Annotated in this window: 16 protein-coding genes and 2 tRNA genes; 16 read left to right on the top strand and 2 right to left on the bottom strand. The window is 30.3% G+C overall.

The features are described 5' to 3' along the window. The first annotated feature begins 70 nt into the window (after positions 1 to 70). From C1715_RS05170 to C1715_RS05180, 3 genes are all read left to right on the top strand, one after another. Entirely contained in the window at positions 71 to 538 is a 468-nt protein-coding gene (locus C1715_RS05170; protein WP_102399561.1) for a C-GCAxxG-C-C family protein, read from the top strand. Between the two features lie 9 nt (positions 539 to 547). Then, positions 548 to 1,675 carry a sodium/glutamate symporter gene (locus C1715_RS05175; RefSeq protein ID WP_242971897.1) on the top strand — a complete coding sequence of 376 codons (1,128 nt, stop codon included), beginning with the start codon at positions 548 to 550 and terminating at the stop codon, positions 1,673 to 1,675. Between the two features lie 449 nt (positions 1,676 to 2,124). Then, positions 2,125 to 3,489 carry a transglutaminase-like domain-containing protein gene (locus C1715_RS05180; RefSeq protein ID WP_102399563.1) on the top strand — a complete coding sequence of 455 codons (1,365 nt, stop codon included), beginning with the start codon at positions 2,125 to 2,127 and terminating at the stop codon, positions 3,487 to 3,489. 1,019 nt (positions 3,490 to 4,508) lie between these two features. On the opposite strand, the gene feoB is transcribed toward C1715_RS05180, so the two are convergent. Beyond that, the gene (feoB, locus tag C1715_RS05185) at positions 4,509 to 6,620 is read right to left on the bottom strand and encodes a ferrous iron transport protein B (protein WP_102399564.1); all 2,112 of its coding nucleotides are present in this window, start codon (positions 6,618 to 6,620) and stop codon (positions 4,509 to 4,511) included. A 183-nt stretch (positions 6,621 to 6,803) separates the two neighbouring features. Next, positions 6,804 to 7,025 carry a FeoA family protein gene (locus C1715_RS05190; protein ID WP_102399565.1) on the bottom strand — a complete coding sequence of 74 codons (222 nt, stop codon included), beginning with the start codon at positions 7,023 to 7,025 and terminating at the stop codon, positions 6,804 to 6,806. Positions 7,026 to 7,466: 441 nt separating this feature from the next. Between C1715_RS05190 and C1715_RS05195 the strand changes: the two genes are divergently transcribed. From C1715_RS05195 to C1715_RS05255, 13 genes are all read left to right on the top strand, one after another. After that, positions 7,467 to 7,919, top strand: a complete 453-nt coding sequence (locus C1715_RS05195) for a metal-dependent transcriptional regulator (RefSeq protein WP_102399566.1) — start codon at positions 7,467 to 7,469, stop codon at positions 7,917 to 7,919. 524 nt (positions 7,920 to 8,443) lie between these two features. Next, on the top strand, positions 8,444 to 11,017 hold the full coding sequence (locus C1715_RS05200) for a cation-translocating P-type ATPase (protein WP_102399567.1): 2,574 nt from the start codon (positions 8,444 to 8,446) through the stop codon (positions 11,015 to 11,017). 230 nt (positions 11,018 to 11,247) lie between these two features. Then, a tRNA-Arg gene (locus C1715_RS05205) sits at positions 11,248 to 11,324 on the top strand. Between the two features lie 184 nt (positions 11,325 to 11,508). Next, positions 11,509 to 11,724, top strand: a complete 216-nt coding sequence (locus tag C1715_RS05210; protein WP_102399568.1) for a DUF3791 domain-containing protein — start codon at positions 11,509 to 11,511, stop codon at positions 11,722 to 11,724. Beyond that, the gene (locus C1715_RS05215; protein ID WP_102399569.1) at positions 11,721 to 12,200 is read left to right on the top strand and encodes a DUF3990 domain-containing protein; all 480 of its coding nucleotides are present in this window, start codon (positions 11,721 to 11,723) and stop codon (positions 12,198 to 12,200) included. Before C1715_RS05210 ends, C1715_RS05215 begins: the two co-directional genes overlap by 4 nt. 3 nt (positions 12,201 to 12,203) lie before the next feature. Beyond that, entirely contained in the window at positions 12,204 to 12,446 is a 243-nt protein-coding gene (locus tag C1715_RS05220; protein ID WP_035293332.1) for a hypothetical protein, read from the top strand. Positions 12,447 to 12,801: 355 nt separating this feature from the next. Beyond that, positions 12,802 to 14,070, top strand: coding sequence for an MFS transporter (locus C1715_RS05225; RefSeq protein WP_102399570.1), 1,269 nt, complete (start codon positions 12,802 to 12,804; stop codon positions 14,068 to 14,070). Between the two features lie 63 nt (positions 14,071 to 14,133). Continuing rightward, complete coding sequence (locus C1715_RS05230; RefSeq protein WP_102399571.1) at positions 14,134 to 14,709, top strand: ArsR/SmtB family transcription factor; 576 nt, start codon at positions 14,134 to 14,136, stop codon at positions 14,707 to 14,709. A gap of 312 nt (positions 14,710 to 15,021) precedes the next feature. After that, positions 15,022 to 15,180 carry a Spo0E family sporulation regulatory protein-aspartic acid phosphatase gene (locus tag C1715_RS05235; protein ID WP_081897064.1) on the top strand — a complete coding sequence of 53 codons (159 nt, stop codon included), beginning with the start codon at positions 15,022 to 15,024 and terminating at the stop codon, positions 15,178 to 15,180. A gap of 381 nt (positions 15,181 to 15,561) precedes the next feature. After that, complete coding sequence (locus C1715_RS05240) at positions 15,562 to 16,011, top strand: nucleoside deaminase (RefSeq protein ID WP_035293336.1); 450 nt, start codon at positions 15,562 to 15,564, stop codon at positions 16,009 to 16,011. A 230-nt stretch (positions 16,012 to 16,241) separates the two neighbouring features. Continuing rightward, positions 16,242 to 16,586, top strand: a complete 345-nt coding sequence (locus C1715_RS05245) for a cupin domain-containing protein (RefSeq protein ID WP_035293337.1) — start codon at positions 16,242 to 16,244, stop codon at positions 16,584 to 16,586. Positions 16,587 to 16,820: 234 nt separating this feature from the next. Further along, positions 16,821 to 18,062 (top strand): IS701 family transposase, encoded by a 1,242-nt coding sequence (locus C1715_RS05250; protein ID WP_102399572.1) that lies wholly within the window; start codon positions 16,821 to 16,823, stop codon positions 18,060 to 18,062. A gap of 272 nt (positions 18,063 to 18,334) precedes the next feature. Then, positions 18,335 to 18,425, top strand: a tRNA-Ser gene (locus C1715_RS05255). Positions 18,426 to 18,580: the final 155 nt, after the last annotated feature.

Genomic DNA, 18,580 nt, shown 5'->3' on the forward strand with positions numbered 1-18,580 from the left:
TTTTCTATTTGTATAAGGGATGAGATTTCAGTAAAATAAGCATAAATGATATACATAGGAGGGGTATTTTATGGATAACAAGGAATTTTTAGAAAAGGTAAGAAAAACAGCAGAAGGATATTTTGACAGAGGAGAGTTTTTCTGCTCAGAGGCAGTAGTTAAAACTATTAATGATCTATTAGACAAGCCTTATGAAGAAACCGTTACAAAATTAGCTTCAGGTTTTCCAGTAGGCGTTGGAAAATCAGGATGTCTTTGTGGAGCTGTCAGTGGTGGTGTAATGGCATTAGGAATGGTTTATGGTAGAGTGCATGGGGATAAAATGAATGAAAGAATGTTTCCAGTAGCAGCTTCATTACATGACCATATAAAAAAACTATATGGAAGTACTTGTTGTAGAGTTATGACTAGAAATTTTGAATTTGCTTCACCAGATAGAAAATGTCACTGTGTAAAAATAACTGGAGAAGTTGCAGCTTTTGTAGCAGAGAAATTTTTAGAAGATGAAGAAATAGCTAAAACTATAAAGAAGGACTAGGTGATTAAAATGGAATTTAACTGGATTCAGACTTTAACTTTTCTTGTAGCTTTTTTAATCATAGGGTATGGAATTAAGAAAAGGGTGCCTGTATTTAGTAAGTATTATATTCCAGCTCCTTTAATAGGGGGATTAGTATTTGCTTTAATTATTATGCTTATAAGTAAATCTTATACTATTAAATTTACATACAGTTTTTTACCTGTTTTTGTGGCAGGGTTCTTTGCTTCTATTGGAATGAGGTTTGATTTAACCACTATATTAAAAAAGGGAATAAAGTCTCAAATGTTATACTTTGTAATAACCATCATTATAGCATTTTTTCAAAATATTGTAGCAGTGCTTATTGGAAAAGTATTTGGAAGATCTTTTGCAGAAAGTTTAGTGGTGGGCTCTATTAGTTTAATGGGGGATCACACTTTAGTAAAGACAGCTCCAAATTATTTAAAAGCAGGCAAAGCATATTTACCTCAAATACAGGGTATATCAATACTTACATTGTATATAGCTACTATTGTAGGAGTAGTTCTATTTTATAAAATGAAGTCAAAGGTAGATATGTCTAAGACAGTAAAAATACCTGCTCCTAGCTTAAGCCCCATGGAATTTTTAAAATATATGTTTTTATTTTTAATATGTATAACTTTGGGTTTATTACCAACTCAATTAGGAATAGGTAACTACATAAATCCTGCAGGAGGCGGGTTTCTTGCAGGCGTTTTTGTTAGACAATTTATAGATGGCACTAAGATTTCAAAAGTAGAGGTGCCGCCGGTAAATATTTTAGGAAACTTCTGCCTTTCAATGTTATTGGTGACTAATTTTGCCATATTTAATTTAACTTTAATAAAGAATGTTTCAGTATTTAGTTTAGTGGTGCTTTTGAGTCAATTTATAATTTTAATTTTATTTGTTTATTACGTAGTTTTTCGTATGTATAAAAAAGATGTACTAGCACTTTATGCTTCTGTAGGCTTAATAGGATTTAGTTTGGGTATGCCAGCTAGCACTATGTCTTCAATTCAAGTTTTCACTGAAAAGGATGGGGCAGTTCCATTGGCATTATTTACAGTTCCGCCAGTAGGAGCATGGCTTATTACAGTAGTTAATCCATTTATAATAAATTTATTTTTATAGGAATTTTCAACTGTTGGTATAAAAAATAAACAAAGAAATTATATATAAAAAATATGATATTATTATTCTAAGTAAAACATTAAGAAAACGTATATAAAACGAAAAAATATACAAATACGTATATAGTGATATATAGATTATAGTACTAAAAATAGAAGCTGTGTATGAAATAAATTTTCACATACATGGCTTCTTTTTTGTATTATTTATGATATAAAATTTTTATAACTATTTTCAAGTTTGTTAAAGGAAATCGCTTATATATATAGAAGATTTAATGATATAAGGCACATTCAAATAAATAATAAGTCACAATAAGTCAATTGAGTATGCTAGTCTATTTTGGGTCATACTGAGTCAGCGGAACTAGCTTCCTTATACTAACATTTTTGACTTGTTATTTCCTTTCATGTACCTAAATTAAAATATAGGGATAAAGGGTGGTAAATATGGATATTTTAAAATCTTTAGTTGTAGATTTGCCAGAGGATGTTAAGAAATATGTAATGTACGGGGATTTTACTAGAGCAAATAAGTTAATAGATATATACGAAAAAAGAAATATATCCGATTTGTTAAAGCAAAGATTAAATTACCAAAGGCACGTTATGAATATTATAAAAGAAGAGTATATATATTCTTCTGAAGAAGCTCTAAAAATGTGCTGTGAAAAAATAAAAGATTTTTCTATGGAAGAGCTAGAAAACTTAAAAGATGAGAGATTTGCTGATTGGGTATATATAGATGGCAAGGTTATGTTTCACAAAAGATTTTTAAATACAATTTTAGGCGTTTGTCCTGAAATTGCTAATAGAACATTAAAGAAGGACAAAAAAGACCAAAATGATGAAAAAAAGCAACAGTTACTAGACAAAGTTGTAAATGAAATAATAGAAAAGGGACATAAAAGTTATTTTATACATATCAAAACAGGTATAAAGCTCAATAAAGAGGCTGTAAGAAAAGGTGAAAAAATAAGAGTTCATTTGCCTATTCCTAAGCCTTGTAAACAGATAAAAAATATTAATATAATATCCACTAATCCAAATGGTGGTTTTATAGCTCCGGAAGATTGTCAACAAAGAACAGTATATTTTGAAAAAAACGTTCAAGGGGAAGAAGAATTTACTGTAGAATACTCCTATGAAAATTCTATGGAATACAATAATTTAGATGCTTCTAGAGTTTTTAAAAATCAGCCAGATTTTTATACAGGTGAATTATCTCCTCATATAGTTTTTACACCTTTTTTAAAGGATTTAGCAAAGAAGATAGTTGGAGAAGAGGTAAATCCTTTAATAAAAGCTAGGAAAATATATGATTATATAACTACCAATGTTCAATATTCTTATGTAAGACCTTATGCAGGCATTATTAATATACCAGAATATGCTGCTTATAATTTAAAAGGCGATTGTGGAGTGCAGGCACTTTTATTTATAACTTTATGTAGAATATCCGGAATTCCTGCAAGATGGCAATCAGGCCTTTATGTAAATCCACATTTTATTGGCTGTCATGATTGGGCTCAATTTTACATACAACCTTATGGATGGATTTTTGCGGATTTGTCCTTTGGAGGCAGTGCCCATAGGAAAGGAAACACAAAAAGGTGGAATTTCTATTTCGGAAATTTAGATCCTTTCAGAATGGTTGCCAATTCAGATTTTCAAGGTGAATTTGTGCCAAGTAAGAATTTTTTTAGAATAGATCCTTACGACAATCAAGTTGGGGAAGCAGAGTATTTGGATAGGGGACTCTCTTCTAAAGACTTTAGTAGCATAATGGAAATAATAGATGTACACGAAATATAAAAATATCGTGAAGCAATACATTGAAGAAAAATCTGATTTTAATTCCGTAATAAATGTGTAATTTGGGACTGTTCACAATACGCCAAGAACTTCTAAATGTCCCACAGTTAAAGCCCCTAAAGCTTTCAAACTCACTCGTTCCTCGTTCAAACATGAAAGCTTCTTAACGGGCCTTTAACTGTGAGACATAAGAAGTTCTAGGGCTAGTTCAATAGTCCCCAATTCCACATTTATTACTACATTAAAATCAGATTTTTAGTTTAATATGTTTATGGTTGGAGAAGAGAAGCCTACTAAAGGATGATTTTCCTCCACTACGTTACGGAAAATCTTTAATTTATAAAACAAATAAAAAGGCTCCCATAATCTTTTTAGGCGTAGCCTTTCGTTTAGAACTTAAATGCCGGTTATTAATAATATTTTGACTAATTGGAAGATACAATTAGTCACTTTAATTAGGTACTAGTAAATACATAATTATTAAAATAAAATATTGGATAAAATTTAATATATTTTACCATAATGCATTGGCTTGTATAAATCTTAGCTTTAATATTTAGACTGGCTGCCGCCAATAAAAGCTTGTAAAGGCTTAAAAGAAAAAGCTATAATTATTCGATTAATAGTGTAATTATAGTTTTTATTATCAAATTATTGTATTTATATATTTTTTATTTAATTAAAGATTTTCTGTAGCATAGCGGAGGAAAATCATCCTTTAGTAGGCTGTCTCCCCCATAAGTAATGTACGTATGAACCGAAAAATCTGTCTTTAAGGTAACAATAAATATATTTTTTTAGACTATTGAGCTAGCCTTAGAAATTCTTTGTTTTCAAATTTCAATACCCGTTAAGAAGCTTTCATGTTTGAGCGCCGTTAGAAGCGAGTTTGAAAGCTTTAGGGTATTAAAATTTGAAAACATTAGAATTTCTTGGCGTATTGCGAACAGTCTAATAAAATATATTTATTGTGGACTTAAAGACAGATTTTTCTTATGACATTTGCTTCACAATATATTCTAAGTGAATAATTTATAAATTCCCGTAGTGATCATACACACTACCATAGCAATTCCCGTAGGAATTAAAGCAGAAGCCCAGGTCCACTTTGAGCTGCCAGTTTCTTTTTTGATGGTCATTAAAGTGGTAGCACATGGCCAGTGTAAAAGACTAAATAGCATCACATTTATAGCCGTAAGATAGTTCCAGCCGTTGTTTAATAGAATTTGTCTTAAAGATTCGATACTTTCAAAATCTATCATGGAACCAGTAGAAAGATAACACATAAGAAGTATAGGCAATACTATTTCATTAGCAGGGAGACCTAATATAAAGGCCATAAGTATAAATCCATCTAGCCCCATAAGTTTTGCAAAGGGGTCAAAGAAGGAAGCCAAATGGTTTATAATACTTAAGTCACCTATATATATATTTCCTAGTATCCACGTAAATGCTCCAGCAGGAGCAGCAATTAAAATAGCTCTCATTAAAACAAATATAGTTCTGTCTATTAAGGATGTATATAATATTCTTCCTACTTGAGGTTTTCTGTAAGGAGGAAGTTCAAGTGTAAAACTGGAGGGAACTCCTTTTAATAAGGTTTTTGAAAGAATATAGGATACAAGCAAAGTAACCATAACACCAACTATAACCATGAGAGTTATAAAAATAGCAGGAATTATTTTTCCAGAGGATTTCATGGTTGCGGCGAAGAAAACAGAAGAAATAGCTATTAATGTTGGAAATCTTCCATTGCATGGCACAAAGTTATTAGTTATTATAGCTACTAATCTTTCACGTGGAGACTCTATAATTCTACAGCCTATAACTCCAGCAGCGTTGCAACCTAACCCCATGCACATAGTTAAGCATTGCTTACCATGAGCGCATGCTTTTTTAAATAGATGATCTAGATTAAAGGCCACCCTTGGTAAATAGCCCAAGTCTTCAAGTAATGTAAATAAAGGGAAAAATATAGCCATAGGGGGAAGCATTACAGACACTACCCAAGCTAATGTCCTGTAGAGGCCTAATACTAGAACACCATGGAGCCATACAGGAGCATTAATTTTAGTAAACCACTTTGTTAGCATATGTTCAAAGCCAAAAAGAGCTTTAGCAAGAAGTTGTGATGGCACATTGGCGCCTTCAATGGTAATCCAAAAAATCAATGCTAAAACTAATAGCATAATTGGAATTCCAAATTTCTTGGAAGTTATGATATCATCGATCTTTGCATCTCTAGAGAATTTCTTATGGTCCTGCTTTACATATTTATTTTTTATATATTCAGCTGATTTATAGTTTTCTTCTGTTATATATTCTCTAATTTTTTCCTTGTCTATATTTGAAATGATTTTTTTAGATTCTATAGTAAGCTTTTCTAAAGAATTCTTATCTATATATTGGCTCATGGAGTTAAAAAAGCTTTTATCTCCATCTATAAGTCTGAGTGATAACCATCTGGAATTGATAAAGGGTACATTTTCTTGGCATATAGGCTCTAAGGTTTCCACTAAATTTTCTATAGAATCCACGTAGCTAATCTTTTTTTTATTAGAGTTTATACTTTTTTCTGGTAAATTGTATAAAGTCTCTTTTAAATCTTCTATACCTACATTATTTCTAGCTGCAGTTAGAACTACAGGTATTCCCAGTTCATTTTCTATTTCATTAGCATCTATTTTTATGTTTTTCTTTTTTGCCTCGTCTATTAAATTTATGCACAAAACTACATTATCTGTCAGCTCCATCACCTGAAATACTAAATTTAAGTTTCTTTCAAGGCAGGTAGCATCCACAACTACAACTACTGCATCAGGTTCTCCAAAGCATATAAAATCTCTAGCCACTGTTTCTTCAACAGAGGACGCAAATAATGAGTAGGTGCCAGGTAAATCCACAAGTATAAACTCTTTTTCCTTATATGAAAATTCTCCTCTGGCATTGGTCACGGTCTTTCCTGGCCAGTTACCTGTATGTTGATGGAGTCCTGTTAAAGAGTTAAAAACAGTGCTTTTTCCTGTGTTTGGGTTGCCAGCTAGGGCAATTATATATTTGTTTTTCTCTCTTTCAACTTTAAACATATCTTTCATAGAATTTTTACCGGTAGATTGAAAAGTAAGACCCATATAAAAACTCCTTTTTACATTAATAATAAATAGAAGATTTTTTATTGCGAAAATCAACTTAGTATTAATTTTAAAAAATAGCATTGATTTGGTAAAGTCAGCATTAATTTAGCAAACACAGTATTGATTTGACAAATTTAGCATATAAATTTTATTTTGTTATAAATCTAAATAATGCTTAAATTACTTTACATATATAAGCGAAGCCTCTTCTTTTCTTAAAGCTATCATAGCCCCTCTTATATCATATACAGTAAGATTGTCTGCAGGACCTTTTCGTATGACTTTTACCAATGCCCCATTAGTTAAACCAAGGGCTAACATTCTTTCTCTTATAAGTCCTTTAGAACATAAAGATTTTACTTCGGCTACACATCCTTCTGAAACATTACAAAGTACGTTCATTGATTATTACCTCCATTTATATAAAGTTTAAGAAACCGCTCCGATAGTGGTTAATTTAATCAAGTCTAATTAAGTTAACCTAAACTAACTTTCACAATATATATTATGGAATGGCCTTTAAAGGTGTTACTAATATAGTATATAAATAAAATGATATCATTAAGGGATTATTTTCATAGTAGATTGTTTAAAGTTAGGATTTATAAGTGGTCAGTTATAAATAATTATTAATGAGTGACAAGCGATAAGTTATAAATAATAAATTGAAAATTTTAGGCAATTAGTTGAAATTGGCAAGTGGTAGGTTTCAGATAATAAGTTAAGGGTTACCATAGGCCACATTAATATTTGATATTTGAACTTTTATATTTTTTACATGTAGTTATATGTTTAGGAATTTTGTCATAGGATTAAGTGATATCTTTAAAGGGAAGTGATTAAATGGCTAAAGAGGAATTTTTCACTTTTAGGCAGTATATGCAAAAGGAAGGCAATGCATTAACAGCTTCGGCTGAGGACTACTTAGAGATGGTGTATAGATTATCCTTTGGAAATGGGTATACGAGAATTGGAGATTTAGCAGAAGCATTAAATGTTCAGCCACCATCTGTCACAAAAATGATTCAAAAGCTTGCGGAAATTGATTTAGTTAAATATGAAAAGTATGGGATAGTTATTTTAAGTGATAAGGGCAAAACCATAGGAAAGTTTTTATTAGATAGACATAATACTATTGAGAGATTTTTAAATTTACTACAGGTTTCAGAAGTTTTAGATGAAACGGAAAAAATAGAACATACTATAGATGATGAAACTCTTTTAGGTATAAAAAAGTTAGTTAAATTTTTTGAAGACAATGAGGATATAAAAATAAAATTCATATCCAAATTTTAAATTACGAATTGGATATAAGATCATATAATTAATCAATAAAGCATTTTATTAAAATGTTATAAATGCTTGTTATTAATTATTATTTGGAAAGTTATGATTTAAGAGGTATTTTTAATATGAATATATAAGATATTTTTCAGAATTTATAATATGAGTAATAAGAGTAAGCTAGGTATTGATAATTATACAGTATCTCTTACTCTATTTTTATGTGATTGCAAAAGAAATTAGTTTTATAGAAAATTTGTGAAAACTTCCGTTGCTTGTGTCGGTAGTAGTTAACTTAATAGTAAAATCCAGCTGTTATGAATGTAGATATATAAATTATCATTGCGAATGGTAACAAATAACATTTAATATGGAATTTCGTTATCAATTGAGAATAATTATAAGTGAATTAAAGCTTGAAATGCCAGTACAACAGTGATATATTAAAAATAATGTTATTATCAATTGAAACAAAAATGATAAACATGCATACAATATTATATAGGATCTATATAACTAAAAGTGAGGTATAAAAGATGGAAAGGAATATTATTGGGGGTTTAAATTCTAGTGAAGTAAAGAATCTTCAAGAAAGGTATGGATTAAATGAGTTTGTAAAAGAAAAAAAAGCTAGTGCCATAAAAAAATTCTTTGGGGTATTTAAAGAGCCTATGTTTTTATTATTAGTGGGTACAGCCATATTGTATTTATTATTAGGAGATGCTCAAGAAGCTTGTATAATGTTAGTGTTTGTAGTGTTTGTAGCTTCCATAACCTTTATACAGGAATGGAAAACAGAAAAAACTTTAAATGCACTAAAGGAATTAACAACTCCAGAAGTTATAGTACTTCGTGATGAAGAGAAAAAGACTATAAAGAGCTTTGAACTTGTACCAGGTGACATAGTATATTTAAAAGAAGGAGAAAGGATACCTGCTGACTGTGAAGTTTTAGAAGTATCTAATTTTTCTGTAGATGAATCTGTTTTAACTGGTGAAGCAGAACCAGTTTTTAAAGTTGTTAAAGAGGAAGAATTAGAAAATAATTCTTGTGAATATTGGAGAAAAGATAGAGTTTATGCAGGTACTTTAAGTATATTTGGTACATGTACTGCTAGGGTTGTAAATACAGGATTTAATTCTGAATACGGAAAGATAAGTAAGGCAGTCAGTGAGGCCAAAGAAGAATTATCTCCACTTCAAAAGAAAACACAGTATTTAGTAAAGTCACTTGCTATAGCTGGATTTTGCTTATGCTTATTGGTTATAGGACTAACGTATTTATATAATCACAATATTATACAAAGCATTCTTTCAGGTATAACTTTAGCTATGGCAATAATCCCTGAAGAATTTCCTGTAGTTTTAACTGTATTTTTATCCTTAGGAGCCTTTAGATTGGCTAAAAATAATACTCTCATGAGAAAAATTTCTGCAGTGGAGACCTTGGGAGCTGCTACAGTTTTAGCTGTAGATAAAACTGGAACCATAACTAAAAACTCCATGGAAGTTAAAAAAGTGCTTTATAAGAACAATATAATTAATATAGAAGATCTAAATGATAAGGAACTTAGCAATTTAATGATAAGATCTTGCCAGCAGGATCCATATGACCCTATGGAAAAAGCTATAGTAAATAGTGCAAAAAAGTGTATAAATAGTATGAAAGAATTGGGGGAAAATACAAAAGATTATATTGATAATATGGCAAAATCTAAAGATAGTAAGGATTTTGGTTGTCATATAGAAATAGTTAACAAAATACCATTTGATCCCAAAACAAAAAGAATGGCTAATATATATAAAGAAGATGAAGATAACTTCTATGTAGCGGCTAAGGGCTCACCAGGGACAATATTACCTTTGTGCAATCTTAGTAGGGAAGAAGAAAAAAAAGTAGAGAAACATGTAGATAAAATGGCTGAAAAAGGCTTAAGGGTACTAGCTTTTGCAGATGGACATAGTAGAGAAGTTAAAGACGATTTAGAAGAATACACTTTAGAGTTTAAGGGTTTAGTAGGACTTCAAGATCCTCCAAAAGAAGGGGTAAAAGAGGCCATAAATTTATGTAGAGAAGCTGGCATTAGAGTAATAATGATAACAGGAGATTATAGTAAAACTGCTATGGCTATAGGAAATGAAATAGGGCTTTCATTCAATAATTGTGCTATAACTGGAGAAGCAATGGATTGCATGACAGATGATGAACTATGTGAAGCTGTAAAGGGATGCGATGTATTTTCACGTGTGGTTCCAGAGCATAAAATGAGAATAATAAAGGCTTTAAAGAAAAATGGAGATATTGTAGCTATGACAGGAGATGGCGTAAATGACGCACCAGCCCTTAAGAGTGCGGACATTGGAGTTGCTATGGGTAAAAGAGGAACGGATGTAGCTAAGGAAGCTGCACATATGGTATTAATGGATGACAATTTTACTACTATAGTTAAGTCAGTTAAAGATGGAAGAAGAATTTATGATAATATAAGAAAAGCTATGGTTTATATAATGATAATTCACATTCCAATTGTTGCATTAGCATTATTTTCACCTATTTTTAATTTACCTCAAGTGCTTTTGCCTGTGCACATAGTACTTTTAGAGCTTATAATTGATCCTACTTGTTCATTGGTATTTGAAGGAGAAGAGGCAGAACGAGATATAATGCAAAAACCGCCAAGATCTCCAAAGGAACCTTTAGTTACAGCAGGTATGTTATCTAAAGTTTTATCTCAAGGGATAATAATGTTTTTAGCGTCATTTCTTCCATTTCACTACTTAGTAGATAATGGAGTTCATGTAGATGCAGCTAGAAGTTTCTCGCTAATTACATTAGTTATGTCCAATGTAATCATGGTTTTGGTAAATAGATCTAACACTGAATATTTGATTCACATATTTAAGGAAAAACAAAATACTGCCAGATTAGTCGTGAATGCTCTTGCTTTAGTGATGGTTTTAGTTATAGTGTATGTTCCGATATTTCATACTATATTTAATACTAGAAGTTTAAATTTTAATATGTTTTTGTTATCTTCCTTAACAGGAATATTAGCAGGCATATGGTGGGAAGCAGTAAAATTTATAAAAAATAAAAAGACAGAAAAATAAATTTAAATAAAATTTGGAGCTCCTTTTTGTGTTAGGATAGGTTATTAAAACTTAAAACCTTATACTGAAAGGAGCTTTTCAGGTTATTTAGATGTTTCTATGAATGTATAAATAAAATTATGATATTTCCAATATAAGTATTTTATTCTATAAATTAGGTGTAATTGAATAATTGACAAAAAATATAAAGTGTAATAGAATAATAAAGTGATGACGTAACAATTATATATGTGCTCGTAGCTCAGTAGGATAGAGCAGCGGTTTCCTAAACCGCGTGCCGGAGGTTCGACTCCTCTCGGGCACACCACGATAAAGCCTGTAACATTAATGTGTTACAGGCTTTAAAATTACTTTTAGTATAAACGATAAGTGTAAAACATTTACTAGGATTATTTTCAAAATTAATATGAATATATTTTAAAGTAGATAAATAAAGGTTATAATATATATAATAGAAAGAATAAAAATCAGTATTTTCGGAGGTGTATGGAGTGAATGAAAGGAAATTAGAGTTTACTATTTTTTGTGTTGAAAGCCTGGCAGAAAGCTTGGGAATAAATGCTAAAAAAGTATATAAACTAATTAAAGATACAAATGTCTTAGATGACTATATCATACCATGCTACGAATCATTACACTCTCAAAGTAAACACTATATAGTACAGGATTTAATTGAGGTATTGAAGGAAAGGGGAGCATTGAGTTGATAGTATATCATGGTTCTTACTGTATTGTAGACAATCCTCATGTATCTTTTTCAAGGGATGCTTTAGATTTTGGTAAAGGTTTTTACGTAACGAGAATTAAAGAACAGGCAATTAATTGGACAAATAAATTTAAAAGAAGAGGAAAGAATGGATACTTAAATATATATAAATTAGATATAGATAAAGTTAAAGAAATATATAAGGTTAGAGAGTTTTTAAGTTATGATATAGAATGGCTAGATTTTATATTAGGATGTAGAGCAGGAAGTAATATTTATTTACAATACCACATGGTAGTAGGTGGGATAGCTGATGATCGAGTATATAATACAATAGAACTTTATCAGGATAATTTAATAGAAAAAGATGAAGCGTTGAAGAGACTACAATATTATAAACCTAATCAACAAATTTGTATTATTAATCAAGAAATTATTGATAGGTATTTAAAGTATGAAGAAAGTAAGGAAGTGTAGAATATGTTAGCAAACAAAACATTACTGCAATCTTTATATAAGAATATAATTTTAGAATTCTCCAAGAAAACAGGTAAGGATTTAGAGGAAAGTATGGATTATTTCTATAAATCACAAACTTATGAATTAATAAGTGAGGGAGTGGGAGATTTGCATTGTAAAGGCGTTAAATACCTAACAGATGAATTAATGCTAGAGTATGGTATTAAAAGTCATAAAAGCTATCCTAATGACTTAATTCACTAACACTAATCGAAAAAATTAATGTTGTATTATATGTTAAATATAGAGAATTGGTTTCCTAAACCGCGTGCCGGAGGTTCGATTCCTCTCGGGCACACCAGTTTACTGTAAATATAAGAGTAATGCTTGCAAGGATTAAAAGAGTTAGTAAGTTTTTTACTAGCTCTTTTTATTTTTTTGAATGCTTAATATGTTGATATTATAGTCCGTAATACTATAAGGAAATATAATTGAAATAATAAATGAAATATTTTACAAGTAAGTCTTTACAGAGTAAAAAAACGATGTTAAAATAATCTTAACGTTAAAATGTTTTTGACGTTAAGATTATTTTAATGATAAGTAGGGGGAATTTATCATGGAGACAAGTACTATAAAAGACAAAAAACTTATTAGTCAGCTATTTTTATGTAAAAACTACACGGTTCTATTAATAGCTAATTTTGTTTCGAGATTTGGAGATTCTGTAGATAGTATAGCTTACGGATGGATGGTTTACATGCTTACAGGGTCAAAGATTTTACTAGGAAGTATCTTTGCAGTAAATGCCATACCCAACATAGTTTTTGGGCCTTTTGCAGGTGTATTGGCAGACAGATTGGACAAAAGAAAATTAGTAATAATGAGCTATATAGGAAGAGGGTTAATTGTATCTGTAACGGCACTGTTATTTTTAATGGGAAAACTTCATGTATGGCATTTATTTTTATTTACCACATTAAATTCTACATTGGAAACTCTTATGTCTCCAGCCGTAATGTCTATAATGCCATTGATATTACAGAAGGACCAATTTCTTTCAGCAAATTCTTTTGCTACTTCTGCATATAAATTTGCAGAACTTATAGGTACTGCTTTAGCTGGAGCAATTATTGCCTTATTTGGCATATCAGGAGCAATTTTTATAGATGCAGGAACATTTTTCTTTGCAGGTTTTTTAATGATTTTTATGAATTTGCCTAAGGATGAAGTGAAAGCAGAGAAAATGAATATTAAAAATTATGTTGAAGACTTAAAAGTTGGCTTTATATATGTTAAAGAAAATAAACTGATAAGAAATGTATTAATTTTATTTGCCATAATTAATTTTGGTTTGTCACCTATTTCAGTATTGCTACCGGTGTTTACAAAAGACATACTAAAAGGTGGCGCGGAAACATTAAGTTATATTGGTGTGGCTATTTCCTTAGGAACCATATTAGGTGGATTAATTATAGGGAAGTTTGGTTCCAAGGTTAAAATGACTTTATTAATAATAATAGGATTTTTCGTAATGGGTATAACTTACGCATTGATGTACTTACCTGGTAATATAGTGGGAATTGGGCAGTCAGTTACCATATTAACTATATCATGCTTTTTCGTATTTGGATTTGTAATGCCGGTAGTATCAGCTCCTATTCAATCATACTTTATGATGAATACTGAAAAACAGATAATAGGCCGCGTAAGCTCTTTTATGGTAATGATAACTTATGCTACAATTCCTTTAGGTAATGCATTAACGGGAGTAGTAACTGAATATGTATCTATGTCGTTGTTATTTCTGATTATGGGGATCTTTATATGTTTAGTATCAATATCCTTAAAGGTTTTTAAAATTTTGGAAACTGACAAAGCTGTTTAATGATTGTACAATATAGATATAATTAATTAAATTAATGTATAATAGGGTAAGAGGTGATAGTAAATGTCTGATAAAAAGGTTCGTACCCTAACTACTATGGAAGAAATAAAGGCTATTTCAGATCCATATAGATATAGAATTTTAAAATGTTTTTCAGATATAAAAAATCCAGCTACAGTAAAGCAAGTAGCAGATACATTAGGCGAAGTTCCAGCTAAGGTATATTATCATGTAAAAAAACTAGAGAAGGTGGGAATATTAAGACTTTCTCATACTGAGGAGATAAATGGAATTATAGCTAAGTATTATGAGTTGGTAGCTGATAGTTTTGATATAAAGAGTACTAAAGAGGTGGAGGAACCTATAAAGAAACTTATGTTATCTGAGAGCCAAAAAATAATAGCGGAAGTCTTTGATAATGCTAAGGCAGAATTTTTAAATCAAATAGATAAATACTCCAATGTAACTACTAAGGGTGAGGGAGACGTTAGGGCTGCTAGTATATATTGCAGTGATGATGAACTTTTAGAGTTCAATAATTATATAAATAAATTTATTGATAAACACCAAAAGGCGGGGGAAGATAAGGAAATTAAAAAATATAATGTATTTTTTAATTTATACAGAACAGTGGACTAAGTAAAGAAAAAATAATTAAAAAGGACTATGTAGTTGAAGTAAATTATATATTCAATTACATAGTCTTTTATTTTGCAATTAATCCTCTAAAAATGTATTTAAAAATACTTTTAGAGGGTTCTTTTTTATAACAAAATTTACTTAAATACATCTTACATGTCGACTTTTGATATAATATTACATATATGATAATATTTTGAAAAAATAGAATAATTTACAAAAAGGCGAAAAGATGCTATAATTATGTTAAAAGATATGATAAAAGAATAGAAAATATGATAAGGATTTAAATTTGTTTTAGGGGGAGAGCCAATGTTAGAAGATGGCAGAAAGAATTTAACAAAACAAATAGAGGAGGTGAGAGGTTTATTAAATAATTTAGTATGTAAAAGAGATAAAATAGGACTTGATGAACAAATACTTAGGGTAAGTAGGCAGTTAGATGATTTAATTGCCACCTATATGGGTTAGTTAATTTAATATAAGTTTTTCTAAGAATGGCGTTACTATTAAGAAAATTTTTGTTGAGTTTGAGAGTAAATTAATAAATATTTTTATTAAAATTAGTAGCAAAATATGATAAGATTCAGAATAACTTAATAAGTTTATGACTATAAATTATAAAAAGTGTAATATTAAACTATTAAGGCACATTCAAATAAATAACAAGTCAGTATGCTAGTCTATTTTGCGTCATACTGCGTTAGCAGAACCTGGTGATAGTCCTACCAAAGGTGGAACCTGCTTCCTTGTCTTATACAAAATATACTAGCATCTTTGACTTGTTATTTCTTTTCATGTACCTAATATATATAAATAATAATTAATACATACTTTAAGGAGAAAAATTCTATGCAAAATTATTTTATGTATGAAGCATTGATGGAAGCAAAGAAAGCATTAGAACTAGATGAGGTTCCTGTTGGAGCCATAATAGTTAAAGATAAGAATATAATAGCCAGAGCACATAATTTGAGGGAAACATTAAATGACCCCACTGCCCATGCAGAGATTTTAGCCATAAGGAAGGCTAGTGAAATTTTAAAGTCTTGGAGATTAAATGGATGTGAAATGTATGTAACTCTAGAACCATGTCCTATGTGTGCAGGAGCCATAACTGCTAGTAGAATCAAAAGAATACATATAGGTACTTTTGATCCTACTTTAGGGGCTTGCGGTTCTGTTATAAATATAGTTCAAAATCCACACTTGCATACCATGATAGATGTAAGTTGGATATATAGTGAAGAATGTAGTGATTTACTTAAGGATTTTTTTAAGAAAAAGAGAAATTGTATATAATTCCACCGCATTGTACCTTTTTGAGGTTTAATCATATTAACCTCATATTTTATTTTGTAAATGCTAGCTTTAAAGTTAGCATTTATATTTTTGATAGAACAGGGAAGAATATTTACGAACAACAGAAATATTTAACAGTTGGTAACAGGTGTTACGGATTAAATCAGTGTTAAATAGTAAAATAAAGTTGAGTTAAATACTCGGAATTTTATTTGTGGGAGGTAAATATTATGAACAAACATTTTATAAAAAACATAGATTTTGCAAAACCGTTAGAAATGGAAGCACTTGTGGATTATCAAGAAGGAAGAGTTATAAGTAGAACTTTAGCACAGGGAAGACCTTTAAGTGTTACATTATTTGCTTTTGATAAAGGCGAGGAAATAAGTTCCCATTCAGCTGGTGGAGATGCTATGGTTTACATATTAGATGGTGAAGCTGAAATAACTATAGGAGAAGAAAAGTTCAATGTTAAAAAGGGAGAAACTATAGTCATGCCTGCTCAAGTACCACATGCATTGTTAGCCACAGAAAGATTTAAGATGCTTTTGACTGTGGTATTTAGCTTAGAGTAAATAATTAATATTTTAGTATAATTAAATTTAATATTAACACTTTACTGTCAGATTATAAAAATTTGAAAGTAAGGTGTTTTTTATTTTATAAGACCATAGGAAATATGTATACATTTTGATAATTTAACTTTAAATGAGCAAATTTCATAACAAATTATGGAATAAAAATAGACATTCATAATATCCTAGTGTATTATATTTCTGTCAGAAAACATAAACAAAGGATGAATATAAATGTCTACAGAAAATAATATACCATATAATAAAGAGATTAACAATTTCATAATTAAACTTGGATTATCATTATATTTAACACTGCCTCAATTAAAACATGTTTGTGAATTTATCTTTGCAGCCGTAGGTCGTGGGTATGATGGCAAAGTTATTCATATAGCTGAAAGTTGCTATCAGAGTACTTATAGAACATCCATAGGTCAATTTTTATCCAAAAGCCCATGGAATGAAGATTATATTTTGAGAGCATTACAAAAGTTCGCAGTTAATAAAATTTGGCAGTTATCTCGTGATACAGGAAAGCCTATTTATGTGATTATTGATGATACTATCTGTAAGAAGACAAAGCCTTCGTCACGGGCTAAAAATCCTATAGAAAAGTGTCAATTTCATCAATCACATTTAGAAAATAAAAAAGTCTATGGACACCAAGTTGTAGGTGCTTTACTACAATGTGGCGATGTTACAATTCCTTATCAGCTAACGCTTTATGATAAGACTAAAGTCGATAAAGACAATAAAAAATTTACTAAGATTAATATTGCTGTAAATATAATATCTTCATTACCCGAACCACCTATTCAAGGTTTCGTCTTAGGGGATAGTTGGTATAGTGCTGAAATAATTATAAAAACAGCAAAGGCAAAAGGCTTTGAATATATAGGAGCGTTAAAAACTAATAGAATTATATACCCAAAATGCTCGCGCATGAATCATAAAATTAATGGTTTTGCCAAAACTATAAACAAGGAAGACTTTCACCTCGTAACAGTGAATAAGCACTCTTACTATGTTTATAGATATGAGGGCAAAATCAATGGTTTTAAAAATGTTGTAATTCTTATTAGTTATCCTAAAGAAGCTCTCTATAATGAAAAAGCATTAAAATCTTTTATATCAACAGATATAAATCTCACAACAGAAGAAATACTTTTTCAATACCGTGAACGTTGGACAATTGAAGTATTTTTCCGTCAAAATAAGATGGAATTAGGTTTTGATAATTATCAAGTTCGTGGTGAAAAAGCCATAAAGAGATTTTGGATTTTAACTCAATTGACTTATCTTTATTGTACTTGTTGCATAAGCACAGATTGTTCTAAATTTGGAGAAGGTTTAAAAATAGCTCGTAAACAATCCCAACAAGAAGTAATTGCTTGGGTATATTCTCAATATAAAAAAGGAGTTAGTTTAAATGCTATTTTTGATACTCTTAAATTATCACACAATAAGTGTGCTTAAGTAATGTAAAATAATGTAAGTGTTTTTGCTCATTTAAAGAATTTAATATATTGATGGAAATTAAGGTAATAAAGAACTGTTAACCTTCCATTTGAAAATTAAGTTAAAAATTAAAGTGGCTAGATAAAGGCAAACTTTTGTGATAAAATTAAACTGAATATTAGAGTAATAATTTTGGAGAGTTGTCCGAGAGGTCGAAGGTGCATCACTTGAAATCCACTCGGTCACTTGCTTTAACTTCTACGCTGGCTTGGTGCATTAAAATAAAATATGGAGGCGTATCGAAGTGGCCATAACGAGCCTGACTCGAAATCAGGTTGTCGAGCAATCGGCACGTGAGTTCGAATCTCACCGCCTCTGCCATGAGCCTGTTTGCGGTTAATGTCTGCAACAGGTTTTTCCTTTTTTTCAGCCTTCTACGCTCTCTTTGGAGGGCGTTAATGTCGCTGCAACAATACACAGCGGTGTGAACTGTATAGACGAACACATAAGAAAACCCTCCAAACTTCACGGGTTTG

The sequence above is a fragment of the Haloimpatiens massiliensis genome (genome assembly GCF_900184255.1).
Lineage (GTDB): Bacteria > Bacillota > Clostridia > Clostridiales > Clostridiaceae > Haloimpatiens > Haloimpatiens massiliensis.

Excerpts from the sequence above, each read along its gene's own strand:
- C1715_RS05195 (WP_102399566.1), top strand. The coding sequence starts at position 7,467 with ATGGCTAAAGAGGAATTTTTCACTTTTAGGCAGTATATGCAAAAGGAA.
- C1715_RS05245 (WP_035293337.1), top strand. The coding sequence starts at position 16,242 with ATGAACAAACATTTTATAAAAAACATAGATTTTGCAAAACCGTTAGAA.
- C1715_RS05180 (WP_102399563.1), top strand. The coding sequence starts at position 2,125 with ATGGATATTTTAAAATCTTTAGTTGTAGATTTGCCAGAGGATGTTAAG.
- C1715_RS05250 (WP_102399572.1), top strand. The coding sequence starts at position 16,821 with ATGTCTACAGAAAATAATATACCATATAATAAAGAGATTAACAATTTC.
- C1715_RS05175 (WP_242971897.1), top strand. The coding sequence starts at position 548 with ATGGAATTTAACTGGATTCAGACTTTAACTTTTCTTGTAGCTTTTTTA.
- C1715_RS05220 (WP_035293332.1), top strand. The coding sequence starts at position 12,204 with ATGTTAGCAAACAAAACATTACTGCAATCTTTATATAAGAATATAATT.
- C1715_RS05235 (WP_081897064.1), top strand. The coding sequence starts at position 15,022 with ATGTTAGAAGATGGCAGAAAGAATTTAACAAAACAAATAGAGGAGGTG.
- C1715_RS05200 (WP_102399567.1), top strand. The coding sequence starts at position 8,444 with ATGGAAAGGAATATTATTGGGGGTTTAAATTCTAGTGAAGTAAAGAAT.
- C1715_RS05190 (WP_102399565.1), bottom strand. The coding sequence starts at position 7,025 with ATGAACGTACTTTGTAATGTTTCAGAAGGATGTGTAGCCGAAGTAAAA.
- C1715_RS05225 (WP_102399570.1), top strand. The coding sequence starts at position 12,802 with ATGGAGACAAGTACTATAAAAGACAAAAAACTTATTAGTCAGCTATTT.
- C1715_RS05170 (WP_102399561.1), top strand. The coding sequence starts at position 71 with ATGGATAACAAGGAATTTTTAGAAAAGGTAAGAAAAACAGCAGAAGGA.
- feoB (WP_102399564.1), bottom strand. The coding sequence starts at position 6,620 with ATGGGTCTTACTTTTCAATCTACCGGTAAAAATTCTATGAAAGATATG.
- C1715_RS05240 (WP_035293336.1), top strand. The coding sequence starts at position 15,562 with ATGCAAAATTATTTTATGTATGAAGCATTGATGGAAGCAAAGAAAGCA.
- C1715_RS05230 (WP_102399571.1), top strand. The coding sequence starts at position 14,134 with ATGTCTGATAAAAAGGTTCGTACCCTAACTACTATGGAAGAAATAAAG.